This window comes from Streptomyces sp. NPDC031132, assembly GCF_055570595.1.
This window is the reverse complement of sequence record NZ_JBVIGX010000055.1, coordinates 1-11,484: the sequence shown is the minus strand read 5'-3', so window position 1 is coordinate 11,484 and position 11,484 is coordinate 1. Positions and strand designations below refer to the sequence as shown.

Here is an 11,484-nt window from a genome sequence, read left to right as displayed (position 1 = left end):
ACCCCCCAACACCCCACCCCCCCCCACCCCCCCCCCCCCCCCCCCCCCCCCCCCCCCCCCCCCCCCCCCCCCCCCCCCCCCCCCCCCCCGCCGCTGATGCCCGATCAGGCGTCGACCTTCTCCATGACCTCGTCCGAGACGTCGAAGTTGGCGAAGACGTTCTGCACGTCGTCGCTGTCCTCGAGCGCGTCGATCAGCTTGAAGATCTTGCGCGCGCCCTCCTCGTCCAGCTCGACCTGCATGGTCGGCAGGAAGTTGGAGTCGGCCGAGTCGTAGTCGATGCCCGCCTGCTGGAGCGCGGTGCGGACCGCGACCATGTCGGTGGCCTCGCTGATGATTTCGAAGCTGTCGCCGAGGTCGTTGACCTCTTCGGCACCGGCCTCGAGCACGGTCTCCAGGACGTCGTCCTCGGAGAGCTCGCCCTTGGGCAGCAGGACGACACCCTTGCGGTTGAACAGGTACGAGACCGAGCCCGGGTCGGCCATCGAGCCGCCGTTGCGGGTCATGGCGACGCGCACGTCGGACGCGGCACGGTTGCGGTTGTCGGTGAGGCACTCGATGAGCACCGCGACACCGTTGGGGCCGTAGCCTTCGTACATGATCGTCTCGTAGTCGGCGCCGCCGGCCTCGAGGCCGCCGCCGCGCTTGACCGCGGAGTCGATGTTCTTGTTCGGGACCGAGCTCTTCTTGGCCTTCTGGATGGCGTCGAAGAGGGTCGGGTTGCCGTCGACGTCGGCACCGCCCATACGGGCCGCGACCTCGATGTTCTTGATCAGCTTCGCGAAGAGCTTGCCGCGCTTGGCGTCAACCACGGCCTTCTTGTGCTTCGTCGTAGCCCATTTAGAGTGGCCGGACATCTGCCTGTCTCCTTCGCGTCACCAACAATGTTCGCCTCAGATCCTACCGGGACGCCGTTACAGCCCCGCGCGCACCATGTCGACGAAGTACGCGTGGACCCGGTCGTCGCCGGTCAGCTCGGGGTGGAACGAGGTGGCGAGGACGTTGCCCTGGCGCACGGCGACCGTGTGGCCTTCGTACGAGGCGAGCACCTCGGCGGAGGCTCCGACCGATTCGACCCACGGGGCGCGGATGAAGACGCCCTCGACCGGGCCTCCGGCTATGCCGGAGAAATCGATCTTCGCTTCGAAGGATTCGTTCTGGCGGCCGAAGGCGTTGCGGCGGACGATCATGTCGATGCCGCCCAGCGTCTCCTGGTCCTCACGGCCGTCGAGCAGCTTGTCGGCGAGCATGATCATGCCGGCGCAGGTGCCGTAGACCGGCATGCCGGCCCGCACGCGCTCGCGCAGCGGCTCGAGCATGCCGAACAGGACGGCGAGCTTCGACATCGTCGTGGACTCGCCGCCGGGGATCACCAGGGCGTCGACCTCGGCGAGCTCCTCGGGACGCCGGACCGGCCTGGCCACGGCGTCCGCCGCGGCCAGGGCGATCAGGTGCTCCCGTACGTCGCCCTGGAGGGCCAGGACACCGATGACGGGGTTGGTCATGGTGATTACCAGCCGCGGTTGGCGTAGCGCTCGGACTCGGGGAGGGTGTCGCAGTTGATGCCGACCATGGCCTCGCCCAGGTTGCGGGAGGCGTCCGCGATGATCTTCGGGTCGTCGTAGAAGGTGGTGGCCTTCACGATGGCGGCGGCGCGCTTGGCCGGGTCGCCCGACTTGAAGATGCCGGAGCCGACGAAGACGCCCTCGGCACCGAGCTGGCGCATCAGGGCGGCGTCGGCCGGGGTGGCGACGCCACCGGCGGAGAACAGCACGACCGGGAGCTTGCCGAGCTCGGCAACTTCCTTGACGAGCTCGTACGGGGCGCGCAGCTCCTTGGCGGCGGCGAACAGCTCGTTGTTGTCGTAGCCGCGCAGGCGGGCGATCTCGTTCTTGATCTGGCGCAGGTGGCGGACGGCCTCGACGACGTTGCCGGTGCCGGCCTCGCCCTTGGAGCGGATCATGGCCGCGCCCTCGGCGATGCGGCGCAGGGCCTCGCCCAGGTTGGTGGCACCGCAGACGAAGGGGGTGGTGAACGCCCACTTGTCGGAGTGGTTGACCTCGTCGGCCGGGGTCAGGACCTCGGACTCGTCGATGTAGTCGACGCCGAGGGACTGCAGGACCTGGGCCTCGACGAAGTGGCCGATGCGGGACTTGGCCATGACCGGGATGGAGACGGCCTCGATGATCTCTTCGATCATGTTCGGGTCCGACATGCGCGCGACGCCGCCGTCCTTGCGGATGTCGGCGGGGACCCGCTCGAGGGCCATGACGGCCACGGCGCCGGCGTCCTCGGCGATCTTCGCCTGCTCGGCGTTGACCACGTCCATGATCACGCCGCCCTTGAGCTGCTCGGCCATGCCGCGCTTGACGCGGGAGGTGCCGATCGCGGACTCAGCGGACTGCGGGGTGGAGGGAAGCGTGCTCACGGATTGACCTCACTCGAAGGGAAGACGGGCGCTGCAGTGGTACGGCGCGCAAGTGCTGCGCTCGTACTCCGCCGAGCAAACCGCCCCCGACCAGTCCACCGCAAGGGCCAATGAGGAGCCGGTGGCCTCTTTCAAATTGGCCTTTCGGTACAACTGGGGCCGGCGGAGGCCACTAGGGCCGGTCGGCAAGATCCACCGGAGGCTCGTCGTCCATTTCGAACGCGAGCGGGAACGGGGCGTGGCCGGCCAGCCGGAACCAGCGGACCTTGCGGTGGCGGCGCAGCGCCCGGGCGGCCCGTACGGCGTCGTTGTGGAACCGCCGTGCCATGGGCACCCGGCGGACGGCCGCGGCCAGCTCCTCGGCGGCCGCCTCGCCGCCGGGGGCGGCCTTGAGCACCTCGACCTGGGCGGCGTCGGAGAACACGGCGCGCAGCGCCTGGCTGAGCTCGCTCTCGGCGACCTCGCGGTGCTCCTCCTCGGCCTGGCGGGCGGCGTGGGCGGCCTCGTACAGGACGATCGAGGAGGCGGGGTCCAGTGCCCCGGAGGCGGCCACCTCGATCACCACCGAGGCGCGCCGCACGAGCTGCGCGTCGAGGGCGGCGCGGGCGGCGTCCATCCGCGAGTGCAGCCGGTCCAGCCGTCCGGCGGTCCAGCTGAGGTAGACCCCGATGACGCCGAGCGCCAGGGCAGTCCAGACAAGGGTTTCGATCACGGCCCGCGACAATACCCCCTCCTCCCGCACGCGCCCCTCGCCCGGGTCGGCCCGTGCGGGCCTCCCCGGGGAGGGGTGCGTCAGGCCGAGGGGTCCCGGGTGAGGCCGAGGCGGGTGCGCAGGGGGACGCGCTCGTCCGTGGCCACCGCCGCCGCGCCGTCCGTCACCGTCTCGTAGACCGCGAGGATGTCCGCGCCGACCGTCGACCAGTCGAAGCGGCGTACGTGCGCCGACCCGCGGGCGCTGAGCTCCGCGCGGCGGGCCGGGTCGCGCAGCAGGGCCACGGCGCCGGCGGCCAGCGCGTCCGCGTCCTCGTTGGTGAACAGCTCCCCCGCCGCCCCCTGGTCCAGGACCTGCGCGAACGCGTCCAGGTCGGAGGCGAGCACCGCGGCCCCCGCCGACAGCGCCTCGACGAGGATGATGCCGAAGCTCTCGCCGCCGGTGTTCGGGGCCACGTAGACGTCGACGCTGCGCAGCAGCCGCGCCTTGTCCTCGTCGGAGACCATGCCGAGGAACTCGACCCGCGCCCGCAGGTCGGCGGGCAGGGAGGCGACCGCCTCCTCCTCGTCGCCGCGGCCGGCCACGAGGAGCCGTACGTCCGGGCACTGCTCCACGATGCGCGGGAAGGCCGCCATCAGTACCGGCAGGCCCTTGCGGGGCTCGTCGATCCGGCCGATGAACCCGAGGGTCTGCCCGGACCAGGCGGGATTCGGCTCGGCCTTGGCGAAGAAGTCCACGTCGACGCCGTTGGGGATCACGACGGCGTCCCCGCCCAGGTGTTCGACCAGCGTGCGGCGCGCGTACTCGCTCACCGCGATCCGCGCGCTGATCTTCTCCAGCGCCGGCTGGAGGATCGGGTACGCCGCGATCATGGCCCGCGAGCGCGGGTTCGAGGTGTGGAACGTGGCCACGATCGGGCCCTGCGCCGCCCAGCAGGACAGCAGTCCCAGCGACGGCGAGGTCGGCTCGTGGATGTGGATCACGTCGAAGACGCCGTCGTGGAGCCAGCGCCGCACCCGGGCCGCCGACAGGAAGCCGAAGTTCAGCCGGGCCACCGACCCGTTGTACGGCACCGGCACCGCCCGCCCCGCCGAGACCACGTACGGCGGCAGCGGCGTCTCGTCGTCCGCCGGGGCCAGCACCGAGACCTCGTGGCCGAGGCGGATCAGGTGCTCGGCGAGGTCCCGGATGTGGAACTGGACGCCGCCGGGCACGTCCCACGAGTACGGGCAGACGATGCCGATCTTCACGCGGAGCGCTCCTCCAGGTCGTCCAGCCACAGCCGCTGCAGCATGTGCCAGTCCTCCGGGTGCTCGGCGATGCCGAGCGCGAAGGCGTCGGCCACGGCCTGGGTCATCGCGGCCGTCTTCTCGGTCCGGGTGCCGGTCTTCGGCACCGGCACCTCGGGGTGGATCCGGCCGCACAGGCGCGGTGTCTCGCCGTAGTACAGCGTGACGGGCAGCAGCGCCGCGCCCGTCTGCTGCGCCAGCAGCGCCGGCCCGGCCGGCATCCGCGCCGCCGAGCCGAAGAAGTCCACCTGGACGCCCGAGGCCGACAGGTCCCGGTCGGCGACCAGGCAGATCAGCCCGCCGGAGCGGAGCCGGCGGGCGAGGGTCCCGAAGGAGGAGGGGCCGTTGTGCGGCAGCACCTCCATGCCCAGGCTCTCCCGGTAGGCGACGAAGCGGTCGTACAGGGATTCGGGCTTGAGCCGCTCCGCGACGGTGGTGAACGGCAGTCCCAGGTGCCCGGTGACCCAGGCGCCGGCGAGGTCCCAGTTGGCCAGGTGCGGCAGCGCGACGATCACGCCGCGCCCGGAGGCCATGGCCTCGAGCAGAATGTGGTCGTCCTTGATCTCGACGTCCGTGCCGAAGCGCTCCGGGTCCATGGCGGGCAGCCGGAAGGATTCCATCCAGTAGCGCATGTACGAGCGCATCCCGGCCTGCGAGAGCTCCCGCAGCCGCTCCGGCCCGGCGTCCGGTACGACTCGAGCCAGGTTCGACTCCAGCCGCAGCACGCTCTTGCCGCGCTTCTTCCACGCGTAGTCGGCGATCCGGCGGCCGAGGGCCACCGCGGCCGGCTCCGGCAGCTTCTTCACCCCGGCCCAGCCGAGCCCGTACAGGCCGTCGACCAGCTTGTCCTGCACCCGGCCCATGACACCTGCGCCCATCAGGCCGCGCCGCCTTCGGCCACGGCGGCCGCCGCGTCGGCCTCCGCCGCCTCACGGCGTACGGTGACCACCCGCTGGACCAGCGTGACCAGCGAGCCCACGGCCACGACCCACAGGGCGATCGGCAGCAGCACCCCGATCCAGGACGGCACCCCGAAGGTCTCCAGCCCGGACAGACCGGCCGCGACCAGGGAGATCACCAGGCGCTCGGCGCGCTCGATGAGCCCGTTGACGGCGACCGGCAGGCCGATCGACTCGCCGCGGGCCTTGGTGTACGAGACCACCTGGCCGCTGGCCAGGCAGAAGATCGCCACCGCGCACAGCACGTTGTCGTTCCCGTTGCCGGCGTACCAGAGCGCGAGGCCGCCGAAGATCGCCGCGTCGGCCACTCGGTCGAGCGTCGAGTCGAGGAAGGCGCCCCAGCGGCTGGAGACGCCCGCCTGGCGGGCCATGTTCCCGTCCACCAGGTCGGAGAACACGAACAGGGTGATGGTGATCGTGCCCCAGAAGAACTCTCCCCGGGGGAAGAAGACCAGCGCTCCCGCCACCACTCCGGCCGTGCCGATCAGGGTGACCGCGTCCGGGCTCACCCCCCGCCGCAGGAGAAAAGCGGCGAATGGCGTGAGAACACGCGTGAAGAATGCACGCGCGTACTTGTTCAGCATGGCCTTCCCGGAGGGTCGCTGGGCCGCACGGCCCCATCGGCCACCGGCTGGCCCATCGTAGCCAGCGCCCCGGGCACCCACTGCCGCGCACCCACCGGTTCGCGCCAGACAATCGCCGGGCCGTGCCCGCGACGCGCTCCGGACAGCGCCGGGTACTACGTATGGACGCAGTGTGACGCCAGTGCAAAGCTCGAAGGACCCCGATCAACCTCCTCACCGTCACACCGGGAGGCACGAGCACCATGGGAGCCACATCACACCAAGCCGGAGCCGCCGGCAGGGCACCGACGGCCGACCGGCCGTCGTCCGTACGGAACGTCGTGCTGGTCGGCCACAGCGGAGCCGGCAAGACCACGCTGGTCGAAGCCCTCGCCCTGACGGCAGGCGCCGTCAACCGGGCCGGCCGGGTCGAGGACGGCACCGCCGTCTCCGACTACGACGAGATCGAACACCGGCAGCAGCGGTCCGTACAGCTGTCCCTCGTCCCCGTCGAATGGGACGGAATCAAGATCAACATCCTGGACACCCCCGGATACGCCGACTTCGTCGGCGAGCTCAGGGCCGGTCTGCGCGCCGCCGACGCGGCCCTCTTCGTCGTCTCCTCCTCCGACGGCATCGACGGGGCCACCCGCATGGTCTGGGACGAGTGCGAGGCCGTCGGCATGCCCCGCGCCATCGTCGTCACCCATCTGGAGGCAGCCCGGGCCGACTACGCGCAGATGACCACCGTCTGCGGCGAGATCTTCGGAGCCGAGGACCCCGACGCCGTCATCCCGCTCTATCTGCCCCTGTACGGGCCTCCCGGCCCCGACGGGCACGCGCCGGTCGCCGGCCTCCTCGGCCTGCTCTCCCAGCGCGTGTACGACTACAGCTCCGGGGAGCGCGTGGAGCGCGACCCCGCGCCCGAAGAGCTCGCCCGCATCGCCGACGCCCGCTCCCGCCTCATCGAGGGGATCATCGCGGAGAGCGAGGACGAGGGCCTCATGGACCGCTACCTCGGCGGCGAGGACATCGACATCAAGACACTCGTCGACGACCTCGAGCGCGCCGTGGCCCGCGGCACCTTCCACCCCGTCCTGATGGCCGCCCCCGCCACCGACGGCGCTCGCCAGGGCCTCGGCACCGTCGAGCTCCTGGAACTGGTCACCGGCGGCTTCCCCACCCCCCTGGAGCGCGCCGCCGTCGCCGTCACCGCCCCGGACGGCGCCGAGCGCCCTGCCGTCACCTGCGATCCCGACGGGCCCCTCGTGGCCGAGGTCGTGAAGACCTCCTCCGACCCCTACGTCGGCCGCGTCTCCCTCGTCCGCGTCTTCTCCGGCACCCTGCACCCCGAGGAGACCGTCCACGTCAGCGGCCACGGCCTCACCGACCGCGGGCACGAGGACCACGACGTCGACGAACGGATCGGGACCCTCACCTCCCCCTTCGGCAAACAGCAGCGCAGTCTCACCCAGGTCATCGCCGGCGACCTGGCCTGCGTGGCCAAACTCACCCGCGCCGAGACCGGCGACACCCTCTCGGCCAAGGACCGGCCCCTGCTCATGGAGCCCTGGCCGATGCCCGACCCGCTGCTCCCCCTCGCCATCGCGGCCCACAGCAAGGCCGACGAGGACAAGCTCTCCCAGGGCCTGGCCCGGCTCGTCGCCGAGGACCCCACGATGCGGCTGGAGCAGAACCCGGACACCCACCAGGTCGTCCTGTGGTGCCTCGGCGAGGCCCACCAGGACGTCGCCCTCGAACGGCTGCGCACCCGCTACGGGGTCCAGGTCGACCCCGTCCCGCACAAGGTGAGCCTGCGCGAGACGTTCGGCGCCAAGGCCGCCGGCCGCGGCCGCCACGTCAAACAGTCCGGCGGACACGGCCAGTTCGCCATCTGCGAGATCGAGGTCGAACCGCTCCCGCCCGGCAGCGGCATCGAGTTCGTCGACAAGGTCGTCGGCGGCGCCGTGCCCCGCCAGTTCATCCCGTCCGTCGAGAAGGGCGTACGCACCCAGGCCGCCCGCGGGGTCGCGGCCGGCTACCCGCTGGTCGACGTACGCATCACCCTCCTCGACGGCAAGGCGCACTCGGTGGACTCCTCCGACGCCGCCTTCCAGACCGCGGGCGCCCTCGCCCTGCGCGAAGCCGCCGCCGAGGCCCGCATCCACCTCCTCGAACCGGTCGCCGAGCTCGCCGTCCTCGTCCCCGACGAGTACGTCGGCCCCGTCATGAGCGACCTCGCCGGGCGCCGCGGCCGCGTCGTCGGCACCGAACAGGCCGACCCCGGCCGCACGTGCGTCCGCGCCGAGATCCCCGAGATCGAGATCGGCCGGTACGCCGTCGAACTGCGCTCGGTCTCGCACGGCACGGGCCGCTTCACCCGCGCCTACGCCCGGCACGAGCCGATGCCGCCCCAGATCGCCGACAAGGTGCGTGAACAGGCCGAGAAGGGAACCTGATTGTCATAGCGCCCGGACAGCCCGTCGAAGCCGCCCACCCAACCCGCTTGCGGTGGGCGGCATTTCCCTGTCCCATGACCATGGGAAGAGATACGCCGATAGGCTCATCTGCGCGGCAAAAGAGCACAACGCACAGCGATGGGGGCAACGGTGGCGGACGACGGATTCGACTTCAGGCCCGGGGCGCAGATCCCCTTGCAGGGGGCCGGCGGCCAGACCGCGGCGACCAACGCCCTCGCCTCGGCCGCGTACCGGGACGGAGGCAAGGACACCAAGCTGTCCGACATACTCAAAGCCGACAGCGAGCACCACAAGTCGACGATCAAGCCCCCCAAGATCTCGCTCTTCGAGCCCAACCTCGGAGAGGCCTTCTGCCGGGCCGTCGAGGCCCGCACCCTGGGCGCCGGCCGCAAACCGCTCATCCAGTCCTTCGGCGCCGACCCGCAGACCGTCGTCGAGCACTGTCTGGCCGCCTCGCGCATCCGCAAGGAGCGCGACCGCAAACTGCGCCTGATCATGCTCGTCGCAGGCGTGATCTTCCTGCCCGGTCTGCTGCTGTGGCTGGGCCTGTTCCAGCTCCGCAAAACGCTGGCCAAGGGTGACAACAAACGCTCGTCCTGGCTGGGCACCCTGCTGCTCGTGGGCGTCGCCCTCGTGGTGGCCGTATTCATGTTCCGGCTGCCGTTCACCGGCTTCCTCGGCCTCTACCTGCGGGGCATGATCATCGCCCCGGCCCTGGGCTGGCTGCTCGCCCGCCGGATCTGCGAGTCCACCGCCGCCGACCTGCGCTCCCGCTGGGACGGACTCATCGCGGGCAACGGGATCGGTGCGAAGATCCCGGAGGCCGTGCCCGGAAACCCGGACGAGAAGGCCCGCGAGGACCTTCGCCACTCACTCGCCAAGGTCACGGCCGAGGACCGCAGCAACTCCGTCTTCTACGCCGGTCCCAAAGGCATCCTCGGCATGGGCACCCGCTGGGGCAGCTGGCAGATGGCCGAGGAGCTCGCCCCCAAGACCGAGGGCATGGAGATCCACCCGTTCCGCAGCTGGGACGTCATACGGGCGATCGACACCGAGCTGCGCAAGCTGGAGCGCGGCCCCCTGCACACCGGCGGCTTCCCCCCGGCCTCGATCCAGCACTGGATCGTCACCCCGATCGGCGAGGGCGCCGCAGAGGTCTCCCGCCCCACCGGCGCGGACGTCGACACGTTCCTCGTCAAGCCGCACGAGATCACCCGGATCTGCAACGAGCAGCAGTTCAGTGCGGGCAACCGGCACTACCTCGGCATCCAGTACCCGCTCTGGGACGGCCAGCTCGTCATCACGATGCTGATCACGGTCACGGTGCTCTACAAGACGCTGCGCGTCGACGTCACCGCACACGCGCTCGGACCGGTGCACGGCCTGTTCACCACCAAGTCCGCGGCCCCCAAGGTCGAAGTGCCGAAGTCCGTCCGGTTCTGGGAGACCGTGGAGCGCCCGCTGCCACTGGTCGACGCCCAGGAAGTGGTCCGCCTCGCCGTCCGCGCCCCGCTGACCTGGTACCCGCCGCTCCTCGACTTCTTCGGAGGCAAGCTGGTCCTGCCGGAGCCCTTCGGCATCCGCCACGTGTGGGCGGGCTCGATGTGGCGCCACCGCTTCATGGCCGATGACGCCCTGCGCACGGTGGCGCCCGTCCTGCGCTCGGTCCACGCCGCCACGTTCAGGGTCCTGGAGGAGAACGGCGTCGACACCGACCGCTTCACGAACCGCTCCTCGATCATGAGCGGCCTCATCCAGGAGCCGGCGCCGCGCAAGGCGGACGTGTACGACGCCTAGGCAGGAGAAGTCCCGGGGCCGGCCCGCGGCCCCGGGAGTTCCCGGCCGCCCTGGTGGGTGTCCGCAAGGTCCTGCCTGGCCCGCGGCGCCCTTCGGGCGCCCGGCACGACTTCGCGGACACCCCCTAGTGACGTGAGTCAGAGATTTTCTGGTAGATCGCCGGGCCCTCCGGTCGCGGCGGGCCTCCTTGCCAGCATGCAAGGTTCGCTTGGTTCGAACGTTCTATCTAGAAGAGAACTTCCGACTCAGGTCACTAGGACCTGTCCGGCCGATCATGTGACTACTCCACGCCCGGGTCGTTGATGTGGGCATGGGGCGGGGTGATCTAAGCGATGCCGAGTGGGAACGGCTGCGGCCGTTCCTGCCGGTCAGCAACAGGCGTTGCGGCAGGTGGCGGGACCACCGGCAGGTAATCGACGGGATTCTGCACCGGGTTCGGACCGGCGTGCAGTGGCGTGACCTGCCCGAACGGTTCGGCCCCTGGAAGACCGTCTACGAACGCCACCGGCTGTGGTCGGGTGACGGAACGTGGGAGCGACTGCTCCAGCAGGTCCAGTCCGCCGCCGACGCGGCAGGTGAAATCGACTGGGAGATCTCGGTCGACTCCACCATCGTGCGAGCTCATCAGCACGCGGCCGGTGCCCGCACTGATCCGCCGCCGGCCCCCGCCTCAAAGGGGGCCGAGCTGGCAGAACATCAGGGCGAAACCGCCTGGCAGAGCCTGAACGCCCGACTGGTGGAGGTGGTGCGGGAGGTGAGGGACTGGGCCGCTCGCGCGGCGGGTTCACCACCAAACTCCACCTGAGCGCGGACGGACGCTGCCGCCCGCTGTCTCTGGTCGTCACACCAGGTCAGCGGGCGGACTGCACCCAGTTCAAGCCGGTCCTGGAGAAGATCCGCGTCCCGAAATCCGGCCCGGGCAGGCACCGCAAGAAGCCCGACAGCGTCACGGCCGACAAGGCTTACAGCAACGGGCCCTGCCGCCAGTACCTGCGCAGTCGCGGCATCCGGCACACCATCCCCGAGAAGACGGACAGCCAGGCCGCCCGCCTACGCCAAGGCTCACACGGCGGACGACCGCCGGGCTTCGATGAAGGGCGCTACAAGAAGCGCAACACCATCGAACGGGCCATCAACCGCCTCAAACAGCACCGGGCAGTCGCCACCCGCTACGACTGTGAGGATGTTCGGGTGCCGCTCTGGGCGGTGGCCTGACTCGCGCTACGACTGGCTCTTATGCCTTGCGTTTGATCTGT

Annotated in this window: 9 protein-coding genes and 1 pseudogene; 3 read left to right on the top strand and 7 right to left on the bottom strand. The window is 70.8% G+C overall.

What is annotated here, in order from left to right; translation table 11 throughout:
- Positions 1–104 precede the first annotated feature (104 nt).
- From ACZ49B_RS36955 to pgsA, 7 genes are all read right to left on the bottom strand, one after another.
- On the bottom strand, positions 105–857 hold the full coding sequence (locus tag ACZ49B_RS36955) for a YebC/PmpR family DNA-binding transcriptional regulator (RefSeq protein WP_468315092.1): 753 nt from the start codon (positions 855–857) through the stop codon (positions 105–107).
- Positions 858–914: 57 nt separating this feature from the next.
- Positions 915–1,505 carry a pyridoxal 5'-phosphate synthase glutaminase subunit PdxT gene (gene pdxT / locus ACZ49B_RS36950; RefSeq protein ID WP_468315090.1) on the bottom strand — a complete coding sequence of 197 codons (591 nt, stop codon included), beginning with the start codon at positions 1,503–1,505 and terminating at the stop codon, positions 915–917.
- Between the two features lie 5 nt (positions 1,506–1,510).
- Positions 1,511–2,428: a pyridoxal 5'-phosphate synthase lyase subunit PdxS gene (gene pdxS, locus ACZ49B_RS36945; protein ID WP_030294529.1), complete on the bottom strand. Its 918-nt coding sequence runs from the start codon at positions 2,426–2,428 to the stop codon at positions 1,511–1,513.
- 172 nt (positions 2,429–2,600) lie between these two features.
- On the bottom strand, positions 2,601–3,140 hold the full coding sequence (locus tag ACZ49B_RS36940) for a hypothetical protein (protein ID WP_266631008.1): 540 nt from the start codon (positions 3,138–3,140) through the stop codon (positions 2,601–2,603).
- A gap of 80 nt (positions 3,141–3,220) precedes the next feature.
- Positions 3,221–4,390 (bottom strand): glycosyltransferase family 4 protein, encoded by a 1,170-nt coding sequence (locus ACZ49B_RS36935; RefSeq protein WP_468315087.1) that lies wholly within the window; start codon positions 4,388–4,390, stop codon positions 3,221–3,223.
- Positions 4,387–5,292 carry a phosphatidylinositol mannoside acyltransferase gene (locus ACZ49B_RS36930; RefSeq protein WP_468315124.1) on the bottom strand — a complete coding sequence of 302 codons (906 nt, stop codon included), beginning with the start codon at positions 5,290–5,292 and terminating at the stop codon, positions 4,387–4,389. The genes ACZ49B_RS36935 and ACZ49B_RS36930 overlap by 4 nt, the downstream gene beginning before the upstream one ends.
- Positions 5,293–5,306: 14 nt before the next feature.
- Positions 5,307–5,972, bottom strand: a complete 666-nt coding sequence (pgsA, locus tag ACZ49B_RS36925; protein ID WP_053786042.1) for a phosphatidylinositol phosphate synthase — start codon at positions 5,970–5,972, stop codon at positions 5,307–5,309.
- 242 nt (positions 5,973–6,214) lie between these two features.
- Between pgsA and ACZ49B_RS36920 the strand changes: the two genes are divergently transcribed.
- The 3 genes and pseudogenes from ACZ49B_RS36920 to ACZ49B_RS36910 form a co-directional block, all read left to right on the top strand.
- Positions 6,215–8,410, top strand: a complete 2,196-nt coding sequence (locus tag ACZ49B_RS36920; protein WP_468315086.1) for an elongation factor G-like protein EF-G2 — start codon at positions 6,215–6,217, stop codon at positions 8,408–8,410.
- Positions 8,411–8,560: 150 nt separating this feature from the next.
- Positions 8,561–10,228: a hypothetical protein gene (locus ACZ49B_RS36915; protein WP_468315083.1), complete on the top strand. Its 1,668-nt coding sequence runs from the start codon at positions 8,561–8,563 to the stop codon at positions 10,226–10,228.
- A gap of 310 nt (positions 10,229–10,538) precedes the next feature.
- Positions 10,539–11,404, top strand: a pseudogene (locus ACZ49B_RS36910) (IS5 family transposase); the annotation flags it as partial.
- Positions 11,405–11,484 lie beyond the last annotated feature (80 nt).